The following is a 19,830-nucleotide window of genomic DNA, read 5'->3' on the forward strand; positions in this document are numbered from 1 at the left end:
ATGACCATTCTTTGATCACATCATTTGACTCCGTTTTGATCCTGGTCAACGGCCGATTGGCTCTTCCGGATTTAGCTTTGCTTCGCAATCAAGACCCAAAAGGGCCTGCTCAAGACCACCGTCAAGAGGCTGGCCGCCAAGTAGAACAGGCGATCGACATCAAGACGGTGGCGTAAGCGCTTCGCGGGGTAGTTGCTCAGGCAGCGGTGCCTCCGCGAAGTGCCATCCAACCCAGGGGATCAGCCATGTACGAGTTTCTTCAGGAAACCGTCGCGAGCAATATGACGAAGTCGGTCCGGAGCGTCGCTCCCGAGATGAGCGTGGGCGATCTTTACCGGCTGTTCGCAAGAGACGACTATGATGCCTATCCCGTCCTGCGCGACGATATCGTGGTTGGGTTCGTCACGAAACTCGACGCCCTTAAGGTGTTCGCGCTCACGACGGATCACATATTGCCACATTATGACGATCGCATGGGGACGACAGTCGACGAGATCATGTCGTGCGATGTGATTGCAGTCGAGCCGGACACAAATCTGCAGCGTGTTCTGCAGCTGATGGTCGCACATCGGCTCAAGAGCCTGCCCGTGGTTGACGGACATCACCACCTGCTCGGAATTATCGCTCGCGAGGACGTCATGCGGGCTCTGGCGCGCTGCACGAATCGACAGGCGCCTCCGCTGGTTCCCTGCGAGACTGTTCGATGTCTACTTTTGGCTTAGAGCGGGTTCTTTTGCCGCGAACAATAGCACTTGTCGGCGGCAGCTCGCGTCCGTCGTCGTTGGGCGCGGCTGTTCTCAGGAATCTTAAGGCGAGCGGCTTTGTCGGCCGGATCGCCGTGGTCAATCCAAACTACGCTGAGATCGGCGGCGAAGCTACGTTCCCGGACATCAAGTCGCTACCGTTCGTTCCGGATCTCCTCGTGATCGCGGCGCCGGCGGCTGCGATACCCGTGATCATCTCGGACGCCGCCGCGGTCGGCGTCGGCGGCGCGGTGATCCTGTCGGCGGGTCTCGGGCACGGCGCGGGCTCGCTTGCCGAAATGGTTGCGCGGACGGCGCGCAAGCACGGCATACGCCTGATCGGGCCCAACTGTATCGGGCTGATGGTCCCGCACGCGAAGCTCAATGCGAGCTTCGCGGCCCATCGTCCATTCGACGGACGGATGGCCCTGATCTCGCAGTCCGGCGCCATTGCTGCCGCGATGATCGAATGGGCTGCGCAACGGCGGCTTGGCTTTTCCGGCATTGTCTCGATCGGCGACCAGCTCGACGTCGACGTTGCCGACCTGCTCGACTATTTCGCATTGGACGACCATACCAACGCGATCCTGCTCTATGTGGAGGCCATCAAGGATCCGCGCAAGTTCATGTCCGCAGCGCGCTCCGCGGCGCGGCTCAAGCCGGTAATCGTCGTCAAGGCGGGGAGGATGGCCCAGGGCGCCAAGGCCGCTGCCACCCACACCGGCGCGCTGGCCGGTTCAGACGCCGTCTTTGATGCAGCATTCCGCCGTGCTGGTATACTGCGTGTGTACGACCTGCGCGAACTGTTCGATTGCGCCGAGTTGCTCGGCCGCGGTTTTGTTCCACGCGGCAACCGGCTGGCGGTTTTGACCAATGGCGGCGGGCTCGGTATCCTAGCGATCGACCGGCTTGCCGAACTCGGGGGCACTCCGGCGAACTTGACGACGGAGATCATTGCTCGGCTCGATCGGGTTCTGCCGCGAGGCTGGTCTCGCGCCAATCCCGTCGATATTTCCGGCGACGCCGATGCCACTCGCTACGTGTCCGCGCTCGACGCATTGCTCGAGGACACGAACAGTGACGCGGTGCTGGTCATGAACGTGGAAACGGCGGTCGCGCCGGCCGAAGGAATCGCCGAAGCGGTGGCACAATGTGTTCTTGATCGTCGGACCAGGAAGAGCGACGTTGGCACGCTGGTGCTTGCATCGTGGGATGGTGCCGACGACCGCACGGCGGCGACCTTTGAAGCTGCCCACATCCCGCATTTTCCGACCGAGGATGATGCGGTGCGCGCCTTCACGTACCTGGTGAGATTCCGCGAAGCCTCCGTCGCACTGGCCGCAACGCCGCCCGGTATCGCCTCGACCTTAAAGCCGGAAACGGCTGCGGCGCGGCGCATAATCGCGAAGGCGCTGTCCGAAGGGCGGGAATGGCTTGACCCGGCCGAGATCGCCGCCCTGTTTGAGGCTTACGATATTCCGATGGTGCCGACGATTGCCGCGCGCGATGCCGACGATGCCGCGGAGAAGGCCGCGCCGTTCCTGGCCCGGGGACTTGTGGTGGCCGTCAAGCTGCTTTCCCGCGACGTCCGTCACAAGTCGGATATCGGCGGCGTCATTCTCGGCTTGCTGACTCGCGAAAGCATCGCCGAGGCGGCCCGGACGGTGCTCGCGCGTGCCCGGAACGCGCGTCCCGATGCCACCCTTCAGGGGGTGACGATCCAACCGATCATCGAGCGGAGGGCGGCACGCGAACTGATCGTCGGCATTGCCGACGATCCTACCTTTGGCCCCGTGATCGTGTTTGGCCGCGGTGGCACCGCGGTCGAGGTGATCAGCGATAAGGCGCTGGCGCTGCCACCGCTCGACATGAACCTGGCGCGCGACCTGGTGGGGCGGACTCGGGTCTCGCGGCTGCTTGCGGCCTATCGCGACGTGCCCGCTGTCCCCGGCGACGCCGTGCCGCTCACCCTCGTCAAGCTGGCGCAGATGGCGGCCGATATTCCGGAAGTCGCAGAGCTCGACATCAATCCGCTACTGGCAGACGAGAGCGGCGTGATTGCGCTCGACGCGCGCGTGGCAGTCCGCAGACCAGTGCGGCTGTTTGCCGGCCAGACGCGGCTCGCGGTGCGGCCTTACCCGTCTCAATGGGAAGGAGAGCTTGCCCTCAGGGGCGGCTCGCGCGTCGTGATACGGCCGTTGCGGCCGGAAGATGAGCTAATGGTCGAGAGCTTCTTCAGGCGAGTGACCGCCGAGGACCTTAGGCTTCGCTTCTTCCAGGCAATGAAGAATTTTTCGCACACGTTCATGCACGGCTGACTCAGCTCGACTATGCGCGTGCGATGGCCTTTGCGGCGCTGGATCCGAGTACTGGCGCGATGGTGGGAGCAGTCCAGCTTCATTCGGACTCGCTCTACGAGAATGCCGAATATGCTATCCTGCTGCAGTCAGACCTCAAGGGCAAAGGACTGGGATGGGCGTTGATGCAGCTCCTGATCCATTATGCGAGGTCGGAAGGACTCAAGCGGCTGTCCGGCGAAGTGCTGGCCGAGAACACGACCATGCTGAACATGTGCCATGAGCTCGGTTTCACGGCCGCCGCAGTGCCCACCGACCACAGGATCATCAATGTCGTCCTAGACCTCTCCCTTCCGGCGATGGATGCCTTGGGGACCGACATCCTGATCCGGCGTGGGCGCGATCAAAGCGGCGAGACCGCAACGATCCGATAGGGATGCATGCCATCCGCCTCGCGGACAGAGACATATTCGCCGAGGCGAAAGCGCTCGTTGCCGAAATGATATCCGGCTTCATCGGCGGCTGCCCCTGCCACGTCGTAGTGGAATCGCCAGCTGTCGCTCGGTCCGTGCACAAGGTGGCCGAGTTCATCGTCCTCGTCGGGCCGCTGACGAACGACACGGCAGGCCTCGCGATGGGTTTTCCAAGTCTCGACATCGATCCGCGACGCCGTGTCTAGCGGAGCGACGATGATATAGCCGATCGCGGAGGCGCCCTCGGGGTGATCGTGCTCGCGTGCACGTTCGAGCCGGACCTGTCTGAATGAGTGCGGTAACGCAGTATTCGGCAAAGGCTTGAAAGCGGGGCGGTTCATCGAAATCTTCCTGAGCGTGCCCGGTGCTGACGGGCCAAACATGCCAAATCATAGGCCTCCCGCCCGCAAAGCCGTTTGATTTGCGTCAAGAACGACCTGGAGGCCGTTGAAGCAAATTGCGTTGTGTCAAACACCGCCGCCGCCAGCCTCCTATGCTTGATAGGCAAACTTGGAGTTGGTTTCCTTGCTCAGCGTACCGGCATTGACAGCGAACGCAGACGATCCACGCCTGCTAACAGCATGCGGCGCCTGGAACGTTGCCAATGTCGAGCAGTTGGAGCGGCTGTGCGAGGGGGCGGCGCGCACTGACATCGGGGCGATTGATCTGCGTCACATCACCACGCTCGACACAGTCGGGGCTTGGCTGCTTGAAAAGCTGGCCCGCGGTGGCGCAACCAGAGCAGCCCTCACCGGTGCCGACGGTCCGCACGATGACTTGTTGGAAGAGGTGCGAGGACTGAACCGCGGCGGCCCTGCGGAACGCAAATCGTTCAACCCCTTGCTGCAGAGGCTCGATCAGCTCGGCCGCGGCGGCCGGCGGCTGGCGTCCGATTCGGGGGCATTCCTCCATATGCTCGGTACCGTCAGCGCAGCCCTGCTAGGCATTCTCAGGCATCCGCGGTCGTTTCGGCTGACATCAACCGTCTACCAGCTCGGCCGAGTGGGGTGGCAAGCGGTACCGATCATAGCCCTGATCACGTTCCTGATCGGGGCCATCATCGCCCAGCAAGGGATTTTCCATTTCCGTCGCTTCGGCGCGGAATCCTATGTCGTCGACATGGTCGGCATCCTCGTGCTGCGCGAGATCGGCGTGTTGATCGTCGCCATCATGGTGGCGGGACGATCGGGGAGTGCCTATACCGCCGAGATCGGCGCAATGAAGATGCGTGAGGAGATTGATGCCCTCAGCACCATGGGGCTCGATCCGGTTGCAGTCCTGATCCTGCCACGAATCCTGGCGCTCGTGGTGGCGTTGCCGATCCTTGCCTTTCTCGGCTCGCTCGCGGCGCTCTATGGCGGCGGGCTCATCGCCTGGCTCTATGGCGGCATGAGCCCTGCAATCTTCATCGCACGTCTCCATGAGGCGGTTTCCGTCACGCATTTTGAGGTCGGCATCATCAAGGCGCCGTTCATGGCGCTCGTGATCGGGCTTGTCGCGGCCGTGGAGGGGCTGAGCGTCAAGGGCAGCGCGGAGTCGCTCGGGGAGCGAACGACCGCCTCGGTGGTGAAATCGATCTTCCTGGTGATCGTGCTCGACGGACTGTTTGCAGTCTTCTTCGCCTCGATCGGGATGTAGCCATGACCGACGCCCCGGCGATACACATACGGGACCTCGTGGTCGGCTTTGGCAAGAAGATCATCCTCGATCACCTCGACCTCGATGTGAAGGACGGGGAAATTCTTGGCCTCGTAGGGGCATCCGGTGGCGGAAAATCTGTACTGATGCGAACGTTGGTGGGATTGCTGCCAAAGCGCAGCGGGCAGATCGATTTCGCAAGCGGCAGCCTTGAACGTCGTTGGGGCATCCTGTTCCAGCAGGGAGCGCTGTTCTCGGCGCTGACGGCTCGACAGAACATTCAGTTTCCTCTGCGCGAGCGCGCGCGGCTTTCGCCGCGGCTGCTTGACGAAATTGCGGACGCAAAACTCGAGATGGTCGGCCTCGCGCGCGAAGACGGGGACAAGTTTCCGTCCGAGCTCTCGGGCGGCATGACCAAGCGTGTTGCGCTTGCCAGGGCACTGGCGCTCGATCCAGCGCTGCTCTTTCTCGATGAGCCGACATCCGGCCTCGATCCGATCGCGGCCGGCGAGTTTGACGCCCTCATCCGGACGTTGCACCGGACGCTGCGCTTCACTGTCTTCATGGTGACGCATGATTTGAACAGCCTACAAGCCGTCTGCGATCGCGTTGCCGCGCTCGCAGACGGCAGGATCGCAGCGATCGGATCGCTGCCCTCCGTGCTCGAGTCCGATCATCCTTGGGTCAATGCCTACTTTCATGGTGCCCGCGCGCAAATGCTCGGCTTGGGCAGCTAGACGAGAGAGAAACACATGGAAATTCGCGCGCCCTACATTATTGTCGGTGCATTCGTATTATCGGCAATCGTCGCGGTGTTCGGCTTTGTCTATTGGCTGAACAATGTCGGTGGCATTGGCAAGCGGGAGACGTATCAGCTTGTTTTCACCGATCCCGTGTCTGGGCTCCTCGTTGGTGCAGGCGTCCTCTTCAACGGTATCCGCGTCGGCGAGGTGACTGCACTTGAGCTGGTGCCGGAACGCCCGCGCGAGGTTCGCGCCAAGATCGCGGTCGCTGAGCACACGCCGGTGCATAGCGACACGCGCGTTGGTCTCGATTTCCAGGGGTTGACTGGTGTTCCCGTGATTGCGCTGGAAGGTGGTGATGATCCCGCGTCGCCGCCGGCGCGCGGGCCGCTGGTGGCCGAAAAGGGCGCCGGCCGGAGCATGACGCAGGCCGCGCGCGATGCCCTGCGCCGGGTGGATGCCGTTCTGTCTGAAAATGCGGCGCCGCTGCATAGCACGATCGATAATCTAAGTACGTTTGCTGAAGGACTCGCGCGCAACACCTCCAAGCTTGACGGCATCGTGGCAGGGCTGGAGCGCATGACGGGCGGCGGTACGCCCGCGCCGCGCAAGGTAGTCTACGACCTTCACGCCGTGGACAGCTTCGGGTTGCAACACCATGCAGCTCTGCCTGCGCCGTTGATCATAGCTGAGCCGACCGCGATTACCCACCTGCAGACCCAGCGTTTTCTGTTCTCGCCGGAGGAAGAAAATCAAGGGTTTGAGGCCGTGCAATGGAGCGACAGCCTTCCGGCGCTGGTGCAGGCGCGACTACTGCAGAGCTTCGAGAATTACGACATCGCACATGCGCCGTTCCGCGCCGACAGCGGCGTAGAAGGTGCGTCACGTCTGCTGATCGATCTCCGTCGTTTTGAAATCGTGCTCGGAACCCAGCCGCGCGCGATCATCTCCTTCTCTGCGAAGATAGTGGACCAGAATGGTCAGGTAAAGGTTGCAAAGATTCTCGATGACTCCGAAGAGATGACCTCACTGACGCCGCCTGAGGCGGCAGCCGCATTTGATCGGGCCTTCGGCGCGCTCGCACGCGAGCTCGTGATGTGGGTTGCGGCGACGGATTGAATAGGGCGGTTGTAGTGGGCGCAACCTAGCAACCTGCAGCCAGCAGGCTGCGGCAGTGCCGCGCAATGCTGATCTCCTCGTTGGTGGGAATGACCAGCACATCCACCGGGCTGCCCTTCGCAGCGATACGCTGCTTGCTCAGCGCATTTGCGGCCATATCCATCTTGACGCCAAGCCAGGCGAGACGATCACAGATGCGTTGCCTTATTTCAGCGGCGTGTTCACCGATGCCGCCGGTGAACACGAGGCCGTCAAGTCCGTTGAGCGAGGTCGCCATCACAGCGACCTCCGCGGCAACCCGGAACGTGAAGAGATCGATCGCGTCGCGTGCGGCGGCTTCCGGGCTTGCCAGCAGGGCGCGCATATCGGCCGAGATGCCGGACACGCCAAGCAGGCCCGACTTTTCGTACAATAAATGCTGGACCTCGTCGGCGGACATCTTCGCTTCTTGCAACAAATAGAGCAGCACGCCCGGATCGATCGTGCCGCAGCGTGTTCCCATGACGAGACCGTCGAGTGGGGTCAGTCCCATGGTGGTGTCGACGCTCTTGCCCTCGTGCAAGGCACAGAGGCTGGCGCCATTGCCGAGATGTGCCACCACCGTGTGCTTCTGCGTCGGTGCGAGTGCGGCGAGGCGGCCCGCGACATATTCGAAAGAGAGCCCGTGAAAACCATAGCGCCGGATGCCGCGGTCTTCGAAATGGCGCGGAATGGCAAAGCGGCTCGCAAGCGGCGTCAGGTTGTGATGGAAGGCTGTATCGAAGCAGGCGATTTGCGCGAGGCCTGGCCGCAGCGACTGCACCGCACAAACCGGTGTCAGACAGCGCGGCTGGTGCAGCGGGGCGAGCGGGGTCAACGCGTCCATCGCGGCGAGAGCTTGGTCGTCGATCATGATGGGGCGAAAGAAGTCGCGTCCGCCATGCACGACACGATGGCCAACCGCGACAAGCCTGTTCCCGGCGAGATGCCCGTCAATCCAGGTCAAGATGCCGCTGAGCAGATCGACCCGCTGTCCTTCGCCGCCGGGAAGGCCTTTCTTGAACAGCTGTGTTCCGGACGCATCGGTCACCACGATGTGTGGCGCCGTTTGCTGCTCGTCGATCAGGCCCTTACACTTCAGTTCCGGCTCGACGGGTTCAATGTCGAACAAGCCGAACTTGATGCTGGAAGAGCCTGCATTCAGCACCAGGACATGATCGGACATCGGCGGTCTCTTTCGTGCTCGCTGCAGATGCGGCCTTTCAAATCCTCGATCACCGCAGTGTCGTACCACCTGCGCCGTTGCACCACGCCCAGTCTCGGATCTCCGGCATATCTTCGCCGTGCTCGCGCACGTAACGCGAATGCTCGGTCAGCCTGTCGCGGAATCCCTGCTTGACGTGGGCCGCGCTGATGTCGAGCCCCGGCACCCGCTCGATCGCCTCGATCGCAAGATGGAAGCGGTCAAGCCCGTTCAACACCACCATGTCGAATGGTGTCGTGGTGGTGCCTTCCTCAGCGAAACCGCGCACATGCATGCCGGCATGATTGGCGCGGTTATAGGTCAGGCGGTGGATCAGATAGGGATAGCCGTGATAGGCGAAAATCACCGGTTTGTCTCGCGTGAACAGGCTGTCGAAGTCGCGGTCGGACAGCCCGTGTGGATGCTGCTCCTTCGGCTGCAACGTCATCAGGTCGACGACGTTCACCACGCGAATCTTTAGGTCCGGCAGCGCCTTGTGCAGCAGATCGACTGCGGCGAGTGTCTCCAGCGTTGGAACGTCGCCGGCGCAAGCCATTACCACATCCGGCTCGGCGTTGGGCGGCTCGGTGCCGGCCCATTTCCAGATGCCGATGCCCGCCTCGCAATGATTGATCGCCTCACGCATCGAAAGCCATTGCGGAGCGGGCTGCTTGCCCGCGACGATCACGTTGATGCGATCGTAGGTGCGCAGGCAATGATCGGAGACCCACAGCAGAGTATTGCCATCGGGTGGAAAGTAGACGCGGACGATATCGGCCTTCTTGTTGGTGACGAGATCAACGAAGCCGGGATCCTGATGGCTGAAACCGTTGTGATCCTGTCGCCAGACATGCGAGGTCAGGAGATAGTTCAGCGAGGCGATAGGACGCCGCCACGGCAGCGCGCGCGAAACCTTCAGCCACTTGGCGTGCTGGTTGAACATCGAATCCACGATGTGGATGAAAGCCTCATAGCAGGAGAAGAAGCCGTGACGGCCGGTGAGCAGGTAGCCTTCGAGCCAGCCCTGGCAGAGATGCTCGCTCAGCACCTCCATCACGCGGCCGTCGTGCGCGAGGTGGACGTCGTAGGGCTCGATCCCTTCCATCCAGACCCGGTCGGTGGCTTCGAACACCGCGTCCAGCCGGTTGGACGAGGTTTCGTCCGGGCTCATGATACGGAAGTTGCGGGCGTTCGCATTGAGACTCACGACTTCGCGCAGAAACTTGCCGAGCTCGCGAGTGGCCTCGGCGACCACGCCCCCGGGGCTCGGAACGTCGACGGCATAGCTGCGGAAATCCGGTAGCTTGAGCTCACGCTTGAGCATGCCGCCATTGGCGTGCGGATTGGCCCCCATCCGGCGGTTGCCAGCCGGAGCGAGCGCCTGCAAATCCGGTTCGAGCCGGCCGTCCCCATCGAACAGCTTGCCCGGCTCGTAGCTCCTCATCCAGTGCTCAAGCAGCTTCAAATGCTCGGGATTGCCTCGCGGATTGGTGATCGGCACCTGATGGGCGCGCCAAAATCCCTCAACCTTCAATCCATCAACTTCTTTCGGGCCCGTCCAGCCCTTTGGACTGCGCAGTACGATCATCGGCCACTTGGCGCGCCGAAAGCCCGCAGCCTGTTGGCGTGCATGTTGCTGGATGGAACGGATATTGGCGAGCGCTACGTCTAGCGTGTCGGCCATCAGCCGGTGCATGGCGTGCGGATCGTCACCTTCGACGAACAGCGGCTCGTAGCCGTAGCCGATGAAGAGGCTGCGGACTTCCTCGTCATCCATCCGCCCCAGCACGGTAGGATTTGTAATCTTGTAGCCGTTGAGGTGCAGGATCGGCAGCACTGCGCCGTCATGCATCGGATTCAAGAACTTGTTGGAGTGCCAGGACGCCGCGAGTGGGCCGGTTTCCGCCTCGCCGTCGCCGACGACGCAAACGGCGATCAAATCAGGGTTGTCGAACACTGCGCCATACGCGTGCACCAGCGCATATCCCAGCTCGCCGCCTTCGTGAATTGAACCCGGCGTTTCCGGCGCCGCGTGGCTCGGAATGCCTCCGGGGAAGGAGAACTGACGGAACAACTTTTGCAAGCCATCCAGGTCGCGCGTCACCTCCGGATAGATTTCCGTGTATGTGCCCTCCAGATAGGTATTGGCGACCATGCCGGGACCGCCATGCCCGGGACCGCAGACATAGATGACGTTGAGATCGGACGCTTGGATCGCACGATTGAGATGAGCGTAGATAAAGTTGAGCCCCGGTGTGGTGCCCCAATGACCAAGCAATCGCGGCTTGATGTGCTCGGGTTTAAGCGGCTCGCTCAGAAGTGGGTTTGCCAGCAGGTAGATCTGGCCAATGGAAAGGAAATTGGCGGCTCGCCAGTAACGGTCGAGCAACTCGAGATCTTTGACCTGCGCTCGCTCATTTGGACCCGTGACTGATTGCATGCCGCTCTCCCGAGGAAGGGGTCAGGAATGACCTCAAAATCTGCTAATCGGTTCCGAGTTAAGAGGCCAATGTGACGGGAATAGCTTGAGCCAGCTCAAAGATGCTGGCCAATGCTCGCCCGAGCCTCATTGTTCCCGGCAACGGTGGGCTATCACGCCTTCGCGAAGCCGCTCAGACGGCCGACGGCCGAAAGTGGAAAAGACAGGCCCCACGCTGCCCCTCCGGAAAGTTCCCGTCGTCTTCTGCTGCGGATTGACCCTGCTCAATGCGTCTGTTCGGGCAATCGCGGATGCTGCCAGTATTCTCATCCTCCTGACGAGCGTCACCATGGCCGATCAAGCGAAATTGCCCATTGTCGAACAAGCAGAGCCTCACCAAGACACTCCAACTGTCAGTCGCGCGGAGCAGCCCGCTGATCGCCACTGGTTCCTGGACAAATTGGAAGATGACGAAGTTCGCGAGGCCCTGAAAGGCAGCGCGGCACTCGCCCCTTGCCACACAGAAACAGGTTGGGGCGGTGCTTGAGCGAAACAGTGGATAGGAGGGGGCATATGACCGGTCCCCGGTCCGCTCGCTCCGGTTCGATGCCGAGCCCCGAGCATCACGTCGACAGAGCTGATGCGCTTCCAGGTCAACAACCCGAGAGCGCTGAAGTTGATTCTCGCGCGCCCGAGGCCTTGCGCAGGATACTGATGTCGCCAAGCTATCAGGAGGCGGATCAGGATGCCGATTTCATGCAGAGCGAGGCGACGCGCGGCGTCCGCCTTCAGCTCGATTTCCTCAAGACAGAAGCCCTGCTCCGGGAGCGACAGATAGCCCATACCATCGTCGTCTTTGGCAGCACGCGCGTTTGTGAGGCGCAAGCGGCCCAACGGACGGTCGAAGCGATAGCTGGACGGCTGTTGTCGAATCCCGAAGATGAAGGGCTGCGGCGTCGTCTACACGCGAAGCCGTGCGTAACGATGATCACGACACCGGGGCTTGGTGCGAGTTGGGCCAGCCGCAACAGTCATCTTATCCGGCAGCCGCGATACCGGCTCAGGCGCCGGCGTATGATTTCGGACATGTCGTCGCCTTGGGCTTCAATCACGGCCCGCAACGCGCCCCCGACGTCCTGATCGGCGCACTGAATAGAAGAGGAATGCTGCCGCAGTCATTCCAGCAGCCGACAGGTCTGATTATTCATGGTCAGCCCTATATGGCGGTGTTGGGGCCAGGGATGAGGGAAGTGACCCCCAACAATCCGTTCAGCGCGAACATTATTCTGATGCCCCAATTTATAGGCGGCTAAGTCGGCGGCGAGAGGCTAGGCGCGATTCTTCCACCTTACCACCTGCGGTACGCGCTTGATCCACATACCGCACGATGTTCTTCATGGGCCAGCGGCAGTCACGGTGTCGATCCACCGTTCGGGCAGATCGACAGCGCTGACAGGTTCGCTTTTAAGCCCGTCGCTCGGTGTCGAAGCGTCCGATTGGCTGGTCGATCACAGCCCGGCACCCACGATCCGGCGAGCGCGGGGTCGTGAGCGAGCCGACCCACGTCGTTCACGCGTCCTGGTACCCAACCAAGGTTCTGGTGCCGGCAAGCGACGCGCCAGCAGACCAAGCGCATTACCGAGTTCGCCGTCGCGAATGCGCACGACCGCTCAGTCGATCCTGGAGTGCCTGCCGATCGGCGACGAGGTTGTCGAGGTGAAGCGGCTCGTCATCAGGCCGCTGCCCTTCCGCCAATCGTCTCGCCAGCGTCCGTGTGCCGTCCACCACAAAGACGCCGCAATCACAATTGTTCTCCTGCCGGTTCATGCGCGCGGTCTCGAGGCGAGCGCCCAGCCTGACTGCGAGTTCTCTTGCCCGGTCAGCGTGAGAACGCTTCGGCAAGGAGTCGTAGTGATAGGCAACGATCCCTTCCGGCTCGCGGCGATCAACGAGCAGCAGCGTCCAATGCGTACCGTCGCTGCTACTGACACCGCCATTGTTCACTGGCACGAACAGGAAGTTGGCGGTATCGTTACCATGCTCGTCATTGACGATCGCCAGCAAGGTTTCCTGCACGACGTTCGCGTCATCGGTCAAGCGCAGCAGATGAGCTTCCGCGGGCCGCAGAAACCGGGTGTGGGCGGCCAGATCCGGATTGTCCCTCTGCAATTCCCGCTCCAGGAGTGTGTAATCCGCCGTGATATGCTCGTCACCCAGCCACTGCGTGCGGCGGAGCGCCAGCGGACGCTGCACTGGGACGCCCGATCCGGAGGCCTGTTCATCCGGCTGATCCAGAGGGCCGGACGAGCTTTCGCGACGACTTTTGCCAATCCCTGACTTGAAACATGACCACAGCCCACAGCCTTTGGCACCCTTCGTCGGCATCGCAGACGTCGCAGCCTTGGTCGATGACGATGTTTTTCGCATATCTCCCGCGAAGCCTTCGATGCCCACTGCTGCGGGCTCGTGGGATTCGAAGCTAGATCCAGGGATGAGCGTAATATCAAGTCCTGCCGGATTATTTGGGGTCGGGTGCCTTGTTCCTTGCCCCAGCTTCGTCGTGTAAGGCCGACCATGGATGTAAAAATGTGTTCGCGACTGGAGCGGTGACGTCGGCAGGAGGCCTTTTCTGCTCAGTACACCGATCAGGACATCGGAGGCTGATTGGCAACCATGGTCCCATGCCAAGCCGACGATATGCGTGAAGTCTTGCGCACGCGGGAAGTCCTCCGTTGGCACGCTGGCCTGTATCTCAACCGCGGGGCATGACAACTGGGCGGGCAGATCCAGGTGCCTCGAAGCGGTGCTGAACCCAGGAGATGCCGGTCGCTCAAGATGGCCGAAGGTCGGGGATGGTTCGGCGCTTGCAGACTGCGATGGCGACATCGGCTGTGTCCTCCCAAAAGGTCCCATCCCGCGCTTGGTTGAATCGAAGGCGCCCGGCAATAACCTCGAACGTCAGGCGCTGGAGCCCCGGATCGGAGACCACGCTGTGCCGAGCACTATCAGCCTCACACCTCGATCAAGGGACGGCACGGGCATCGTGGCCGGAAGGACCCTCGAATTCGTTTCAACAAGAGAGACAAGGACTTCGGATCCGTCTCGCACGCCCTCCCCACGCTCATGATCCGCGAGCTGAACGGAGTTAGACAGGAACGCGACACGATCGATTAGATAATTTCCGTGCAACGCGACCGAGTCCTGATCGCGAGTCCGCGCGGGTGTACTCTGAAACGCCAAACGCACACTTGAGCGCTACAAAATGCGAACGAACTGAACCCTTAGCGCGTCAGGTAGTCTCACAACCGCGCAGAATACAAAATACAGAAAGGAACTCGGTTGGCGCATGGGTTACAGTGCGTCCTTCAACGATCGGACATCATGTGATTGCTTGGCTTACCTACGAATCCTGCTCGTCCGGTGCGAGACGCAACAATTTTGCGGCACAGTCAACTACCAACCCGCGTAATTGATCTTGATGACAGAAACATGTCACCTTCCGCCGCTGAATATCGGCCGACCAAACGCACGAACAAGGAATCGGCATGCAAGACCAATCACAGCAATCTGTTCCCGCGAGTGGCTCCGGTCCGCGCGCTGATTCCTTACTCACTGAAATGCTGCGTGCTCAGGTCTGCTCCAGCAGCGAAGTCTCGTTCCTCATGGAAGCGCATGACGGCCTCTCCGCCGCAATCGCCAAGCGCGTGAGTTCAAGGGTCTCTGGGCGTCGGGCCTGTCAATTGCCTGCTCGTTGGGCTGCCGCGACGCCAATGAAGCGTCCTGGAGCCAACTCGCCGACGTAGAACGAGCTTCCTGTGCTTGTTGTCGGGGATGGCGGCTTCGGGCACTTCAACAATGCTCGTCTATTGGCACGCACACTCCGTCAGCGTGGCGCTGCCGGGATTGCGCTGGAAGACAGCTATTTCCCGAAGACGAACTCGCTTATTGGCGAGCGGCATCCCCTCGCCGATATCGACGAATTCTCCAGCCGCCCGCTTGCGTGCCGTGAAGGATACGGTCGCGGACGATTTGGTGCTTGTTGCCCGCATCGAAGCGTTGATTGTCGGGCATGAAATGGAAGAAGCCGTTTTGCGCACTCACGCTTGCGTGGATGCGGGAGCCAATGCGATCCTCATTCACTCGCAAAGAGCGCCGCAGACGAGATCCTTGCGTTCACGCACGCCTGCCAGAACAGGTTGCCGGTCGTGATCGTTCCAACGAAATACTATCGAACATCGGTCTCTGCTTATTGTAAAGCACGCATCGCGACGGTGATCTGGGCCAACCATTCCATGCGAGCGGCAATGCGGCAGGTCTGCGGCCGCAGCTGAGGGGAACACTGTCAGCATTGAGCCCGATATCGCGACACTCGACGAGGTCTTGAGGAACGACGAATTCGCAAGTGCAGAAGCGCGCTATCTTCGCCCTGCTGACTTAAGGCAATAGCTTCTCTAACATACTCATTCTCGAAGGACCACCGCCATGCAACTGGCTGCCTTGCCATCATGCTCAAGCGCGCTTATCAGCAAGTCGCAGGTTTTCACTCCTGAAATTGGGCATACCATCGACTGCCGCGACAGCTCATACGCGGCCGATCTGCCCATTGCCGCAATATCTCGGCCGATCTCCCCACCTCAACGACCATCCAGTCACCGACGAAGGGTCACGAGCGCATTTCTCTCTCGGAGAAACCCCAACGCGGACGATGATCCGCGCTTCCGAAGATGTAGATCCGCTTTTCACGAAGCCCGTAGACCCCACACAGCAGCAGAACAACCGACATTGTGGGACCTTTGGAGAGCGCGTGGGGTTGGCTCAGCGGACAGTCTTGTTCACATCGTCGGGCGCCGCTGCGGCGAGGACTGCCGCCAAGACCCCTCGGTCTGAGGGAGTTGCCCATCCCCTCACAGGAGCTCTGCCGGGACCAGATTAACTACCGAAATCGCGGTGACGATCCGTGTCGTTTACGCTTGGGAGTGAGGACGCGATATCAAACAACGACGAAGGGGAATGAAATGACCACCGATGCTCCGAAGAAAGCCGTCATTCTGGCCGCGGGCTTCGGCTCCCGTTTGCGGCCGCTGACCGATCTGCGGCCCAAGCCGCTTGTCGAGGTCAATGAAACGCCGATACTCCATAACGCGCTGCGAAACTTGGAAGCGGTGGCGTGGAAGAAGTCACAATTGTATGGGCTACCGCAAGGACGCTATTCAATATGCCTGCGGCAGCCGCTTTGGCGAGCTCGAAATCAACTCTGTCGAATCGTCCGGGTTCGACCGCACCGGCAGCGCCTATTCTCTTTGGCTGGCGCGCGACGCGCTTTTTTCCGGAGACTGCTTCATTGTCGAAGGGTGACGTCTTCTTTGAAGAGGATGCGTTGCGCTACCTAATGATGAGCCAAGCAACCGACGTGGCTGCAGTTGCTCCCTTCAATGAATCGATGGAAGGTTCGGCGGTCTTGTTGTCGGATAGCGGCGTCATCACGAGTTTCCGCATGAAACAGACCGCAGCTAACCTTCGCGGATGGCCCAAGACGTTTCAAGACGATGAACCTGCTACGATTGTCAGCGACGACGCTGAGAGCAACGATCGTCCCAGCGCTAGATGATCTCATCGGATCTGGAGCTACGCAGGCCTACACAGAGGCGCTCCTTGCCAGCCTGGTGGAAAGACGAGGCTTACGGATTGCAGCGTCGCGCTGCGACGGTCTCAGGTGGTACGAAATCGACAGCACCGAAGATCTGCCTATCGCGGAGCGCATCTTCACAAGAGCGCCCGCCTTCGATCGCGCCGGGCTACAGAATAGGCGGAGGGTCCAACGCCAAGATACCTTCGGTATCCAGAAAACGCCATAATGTGTTTCGGCGTGGAAGAGTGTCCGCGCCATGGTGAGGTCACTGTACCGGACCTCGTTTTCCCGGGCTTTAGGCAGGCTCCGCAGCGCTCTGGACTGCCAACCGCAGGGCACGCACTCCGGCACACCTACAAATCGCTGACGACCGCGTTGGGGGTGCCGGACATCCTCTCCAGCATCCTGCTAGGCCACGCCGTGCCCGGCATCAGCGGGTGCTATATCGGCGAGCTAGCCATGCTGCGCTCGACTGAGTGACGCGAGGCGCAAGAGAAGATCAGCGCTCACGTGTTCAAGCTTCTCGGGTTGAAGCTTCCACGGGGTAAGATGAGGGCCGCCGGCTAAGTCGGGGGCCTAAGCCGTCGTCCGTGAAGAATGCAGATCAGTCTGAGAGTCTGACTCATATGTGGAACGGCCCGGGCTGCAAGGTCTTTCTCTGATTGAACAAGGAATGGCGGTGCGGTCATATGTTCGGCCTGTAACGCGGCACCTGGCCGCTGGCCACGATGATGTCCGCGGAAGCAATCGCCCAATCAATTTTGCGCGCTCGAAGCGCAGTGAGTCAGGCGGTCTGATTGCTACCGGGAATGTCGTCATTCAGTGTTCATCCAGATTGCACCCTGCCTCCTCGGCGGCTTTCCTTTTCCGCCGATGAGCTCTTAAGATTAAGATTTCAGCATTGCGGCCGGTGCCTGATAGATGCCGCCCTTGACTAGCAACGCCCAGATGGTGCGCGCAATCTTGTTGGCTAACGCCACTGATACGACCTTGACCGGCCGGCGTTGCAGCATGGTCCGAACCCAGAGCGGGACTTTCAAGCCTCGTTTGGCAAGCTTGATGATAGAAGTTGCACCGACGATTAAGAGCGTCCGTAGTTGCCGATTTCCCCGCTTCGATATCGCGCCGAGCCTTTCTTTCCCACCGCTCGATTGTGCCCTCGGCGTCAGACCCATCCAAGCCGCAAAATCTCGTGCAGTGGCAAAGCCACGAGCATCCAAGACCGATGTCCGAACGGTAGCGGCGATGAGAGGACCAACACCGGGAATGCTCATCAGACGCCTCGCATCGGGATCCTTTCTGACGGCAACCAAAATCTCTCTATCGAGCTTCTCTATGCGGTTTGTAAGTAGCTCAATCTGTTCAGCGAAATGGATCAGGGCAAAGCGGGCGGTGGCGGGGATCCTGTCGTCTTCCCCCTCCCGGAGCAATCCCAGAAGTTTCGCGATGCTTGCCATGCCCGTCCCCGCAATAATACCCAACTCGGCCATGTGAGCGCGCAGAGCATTGGCAGTCTGGCTCCGCTGTCTGATCAGCAGCTCTCGCGCCCGCAGAATCATACCGGCGGCTTGTTGTTCGGCAGTCTTCATCGGTACGAACCGCATCGTCGGACGGGTGACAGCCTCACAAATGGCTTCTGCATCAGCCATGTCGGTCTTATTTCGTTTGACATAAGGCTTCACATAGGCCGGTGGCATCATGCGGACCGAATGCCCCAGGGCCGCGATTTCGCGCGCCCAATGATGTGCACTCGCACAAGCCTCCATGCCGACCAGGCAAGAGGAGAGCGCTCGAAAGAATGGCAGCACCTGCGATCGTCGCAACATGCGGCGAACCAATACTCTCCCGTCGTTGCCGATCCCGTGCACTTGGAAGATCGACTTAGCCAAATCCAAACCTACTGTGATAATCTTCTCCATTGGAACGGTCCTTCCCTTGTGGCGCCTCTCGAAGCGACCACGTTAGGCACTTTTGATGCCGGTTCGAAGGGCCGTTCCACACCATCAAAATTCATGACTTGATGTTGGCCGATCTGCGGCGACGAACGTGGGCTCGCGCGCGGTTCTATTTGGCGCCGCGTCCAGTCGAAGGCCTGGCAGACTTCCGGACGGACAAATAAAAGCCTTCGCGTTGATTGCTCGATCGCTGCTGCGGAAACGTCTTGCTTCGTAGCCACGAGCTTCCAGTTTCCCGGTGTCGCATCAGCCGGGAGCCCATCGGACTTCCGGACATACATATAAAGCGTCTTGTCGAGCGTGTTCTGGTAAATTTGTAGCTCGTTGCAGATCGAAATCAACATCGCCGAGGGCGACCATCCTGCACCGTTCTTGCGCGCACTATGAAGTGACTGGTGCGGACGTTCGGATTTGAACCGAAGTTTCCAGAGTGGAAGTCTGGCGCTCTACCTTTGAACTCATCCTGATCCAGCGAGTTGTCGTAAATGCGACATCGGTTTTGATGGGTAGAGGTTGCGGGCTGGCCCAAATCTACCTGTCTTGCCGCCAATACGGCAGTGCGATCGAAAAAAAAGCGCAGGCAATGCGCATTGCGGCCGCTGGCACACGTCGTGCACACACCGTGAAGCGGCGCCAGCTAAGTCGGATCATTCGCTTTAGTTGCGAGTGGCGCGCGCCTCTTGAGGTGATATGCGATATAAACTTCTTTGTTTTGTAGCCGCAACAGCCTCGCTCGTTGCAAGCGGCGCCGCTCATTCGGCCGATCTCGGAGTCACAGTGAAGGCGCCGCCGGCTCTATGGAGGTGGACCGGCGGATACATAGGAGGGTCCTTCGGCGGGGGCTACGGCCGGACATCGTTCACTGACCCCTATGGCCCCTTGATTTTCGGTGACGTAGTCGACACCCCTCTGTTCGTGGCCGGAAGTCAGATTGGCTACAATTGGCAGAGGGAGCGCTGGGTTTTTGGCCTCGAATTGGATAGCAGTGGCGCAATCTCCGAGGGTACAAACACCTGTCTTGCCGTCTCCGGCATCATCGTGAGCGCAAACTGCAAAGCAGGTCCAGACGTCTTTGCGACCGGGACCGGTCGGCTGGGTTATGCCTTTGGCCCGCAACGGCCGCACACTAGCCTATCTCAGGCTAGGCGTGGCATGGCAGCACAATCGCGGCGATATCGTCAATAACAACGAACCTGGCGAGGCGCCACAGAATGCCACACATTTCGATGACAGTCGTTTCGGTGGCACAATCGGCGCAGGCATCGAGCAAGCGCTCACGCCAGAATGGTCCGTCAAATTCGAGTACGACTATCTGAGGTTCGGCGGACCAAGTGTGGCGACCCCTCCAACACACAATATCCGCCCTCTTTGGTGGTCTCAGCTTAATATCACTAGCCTGTCCAGCAGCTATCACGTCGGTAAGGTTGGTCTGAACCGGGGACGCCGGAATGGTCCGATCCACCGCTCTACGGGACAAAGCCGGCCGTTAGCGTTCGCGGTTTTGTTTCGCTTACAGGCACTCCGTCGATCCTGACGTCTCCGACGTCAGGATCGACGGACGATTGATGGTCAATAGCGTGGTCTTGTCAGGT

Annotated in this window: 15 protein-coding genes and 3 pseudogenes; 12 read left to right on the plus strand and 6 right to left on the minus strand. The window is 60.5% G+C overall.

Annotation, left to right across the window (positions count from 1 at the left end; translation table 11 throughout):
* Positions 1-245: 245 nt before the first annotated feature.
* On the plus strand, positions 246-722 hold the full coding sequence (locus tag HAP48_RS27430) for a CBS domain-containing protein (RefSeq protein WP_165128239.1): 477 nt from the start codon (positions 246-248) through the stop codon (positions 720-722).
* Positions 704-3,474: pseudogene (locus HAP48_RS27435) on the plus strand (bifunctional acetate--CoA ligase family protein/GNAT family N-acetyltransferase). Before HAP48_RS27430 ends, HAP48_RS27435 begins: the two are co-directional and overlap by 19 nt.
* Here HAP48_RS27435 and HAP48_RS27440 read toward each other — a convergent pair.
* Positions 3,444-3,854 (minus strand): hypothetical protein, encoded by a 411-nt coding sequence (locus tag HAP48_RS27440; protein WP_165128243.1) that lies wholly within the window; start codon positions 3,852-3,854, stop codon positions 3,444-3,446. The pseudogene HAP48_RS27435 and the gene HAP48_RS27440 overlap by 31 nt on opposite strands.
* Positions 3,855-4,038: 184 nt before the next feature.
* Between HAP48_RS27440 and HAP48_RS27445 the strand changes: the two genes are divergently transcribed.
* From HAP48_RS27445 to HAP48_RS27455, 3 genes are read left to right on the plus strand one after another with little or no spacing between them, the layout of a single operon-like run.
* Positions 4,039-5,151, plus strand: a complete 1,113-nt coding sequence (locus HAP48_RS27445; RefSeq protein ID WP_420869820.1) for an MlaE family ABC transporter permease — start codon at positions 4,039-4,041, stop codon at positions 5,149-5,151.
* Positions 5,152-5,153: 2 nt separating this feature from the next.
* Positions 5,154-5,888, plus strand: a complete 735-nt coding sequence (locus HAP48_RS27450; protein ID WP_165128245.1) for an ABC transporter ATP-binding protein — start codon at positions 5,154-5,156, stop codon at positions 5,886-5,888.
* Between the two features lie 15 nt (positions 5,889-5,903).
* Complete coding sequence (locus tag HAP48_RS27455) at positions 5,904-7,013, plus strand: ABC-type transport auxiliary lipoprotein family protein (protein ID WP_166208630.1); 1,110 nt, start codon at positions 5,904-5,906, stop codon at positions 7,011-7,013.
* Positions 7,014-7,038: 25 nt separating this feature from the next.
* On the opposite strand, the gene HAP48_RS27460 is transcribed toward HAP48_RS27455, so the two are convergent.
* Positions 7,039-8,217 carry an acetate/propionate family kinase gene (locus HAP48_RS27460; protein ID WP_166208627.1) on the minus strand — a complete coding sequence of 393 codons (1,179 nt, stop codon included), beginning with the start codon at positions 8,215-8,217 and terminating at the stop codon, positions 7,039-7,041.
* A 49-nt stretch (positions 8,218-8,266) separates the two neighbouring features.
* Entirely contained in the window at positions 8,267-10,675 is a 2,409-nt protein-coding gene (locus tag HAP48_RS27465; RefSeq protein ID WP_166208624.1) for a phosphoketolase family protein, read from the minus strand.
* 193 nt (positions 10,676-10,868) lie between these two features.
* Between HAP48_RS27465 and HAP48_RS27470 the strand changes: the two genes are divergently transcribed.
* Together HAP48_RS27470 and HAP48_RS27475 are read left to right on the plus strand one after the other, a co-directional pair.
* Positions 10,869-11,201, plus strand: a complete 333-nt coding sequence (locus HAP48_RS27470; protein WP_156928919.1) for a hypothetical protein — start codon at positions 10,869-10,871, stop codon at positions 11,199-11,201.
* A gap of 26 nt (positions 11,202-11,227) precedes the next feature.
* Complete coding sequence (locus HAP48_RS27475; protein WP_175612289.1) at positions 11,228-11,794, plus strand: hypothetical protein; 567 nt, start codon at positions 11,228-11,230, stop codon at positions 11,792-11,794.
* A gap of 495 nt (positions 11,795-12,289) precedes the next feature.
* On the opposite strand, the gene HAP48_RS27480 is transcribed toward HAP48_RS27475, so the two are convergent.
* Positions 12,290-13,108: a hypothetical protein gene (locus HAP48_RS27480; RefSeq protein WP_165128251.1), complete on the minus strand. Its 819-nt coding sequence runs from the start codon at positions 13,106-13,108 to the stop codon at positions 12,290-12,292.
* 1,163 nt (positions 13,109-14,271) lie between these two features.
* On the opposite strand from HAP48_RS27480, the pseudogene HAP48_RS27485 reads away from it, so the two are divergent.
* The 4 genes and pseudogenes from HAP48_RS27485 (at position 14,272) to HAP48_RS50965 (ending at position 16,262) form a co-directional block, all read left to right on the plus strand.
* A pseudogene (locus HAP48_RS27485) lies at positions 14,272-15,100 on the plus strand (isocitrate lyase/phosphoenolpyruvate mutase family protein).
* A gap of 569 nt (positions 15,101-15,669) precedes the next feature.
* A pseudogene (locus HAP48_RS50955) lies at positions 15,670-15,819 on the plus strand (sugar phosphate nucleotidyltransferase); the annotation flags it as partial.
* A gap of 22 nt (positions 15,820-15,841) precedes the next feature.
* Positions 15,842-16,009 (plus strand): glycosyltransferase family protein, encoded by a 168-nt coding sequence (locus HAP48_RS50960; RefSeq protein WP_420869921.1) that lies wholly within the window; start codon positions 15,842-15,844, stop codon positions 16,007-16,009.
* Positions 15,996-16,262, plus strand: a complete 267-nt coding sequence (locus HAP48_RS50965) for a hypothetical protein (protein WP_420869922.1) — start codon at positions 15,996-15,998, stop codon at positions 16,260-16,262. Before HAP48_RS50960 ends, HAP48_RS50965 begins: the two co-directional genes overlap by 14 nt.
* Positions 16,263-17,170: 908 nt before the next feature.
* Here the strand turns inward: HAP48_RS50965 and HAP48_RS27495 are convergent.
* Both HAP48_RS27495 and HAP48_RS27500 read right to left on the minus strand, forming a co-directional pair.
* Positions 17,171-18,202 carry an IS110 family RNA-guided transposase gene (locus HAP48_RS27495; RefSeq protein WP_166208621.1) on the minus strand — a complete coding sequence of 344 codons (1,032 nt, stop codon included), beginning with the start codon at positions 18,200-18,202 and terminating at the stop codon, positions 17,171-17,173.
* Entirely contained in the window at positions 18,181-18,582 is a 402-nt protein-coding gene (locus tag HAP48_RS27500) for a hypothetical protein (RefSeq protein ID WP_166208617.1), read from the minus strand. The genes HAP48_RS27495 and HAP48_RS27500 overlap by 22 nt, the downstream gene beginning before the upstream one ends.
* Before the next feature lie 755 nt (positions 18,583-19,337).
* Here HAP48_RS27500 and HAP48_RS27505 point away from each other — a divergent pair.
* Positions 19,338-19,772, plus strand: a complete 435-nt coding sequence (locus HAP48_RS27505) for an outer membrane protein (RefSeq protein WP_234583698.1) — start codon at positions 19,338-19,340, stop codon at positions 19,770-19,772.
* The last annotated feature ends 58 nt before the right edge of the window (positions 19,773-19,830 follow it).

It is taken from the genome of Bradyrhizobium septentrionale, assembly GCF_011516645.4.
Lineage (GTDB): Bacteria > Pseudomonadota > Alphaproteobacteria > Rhizobiales > Xanthobacteraceae > Bradyrhizobium > Bradyrhizobium septentrionale.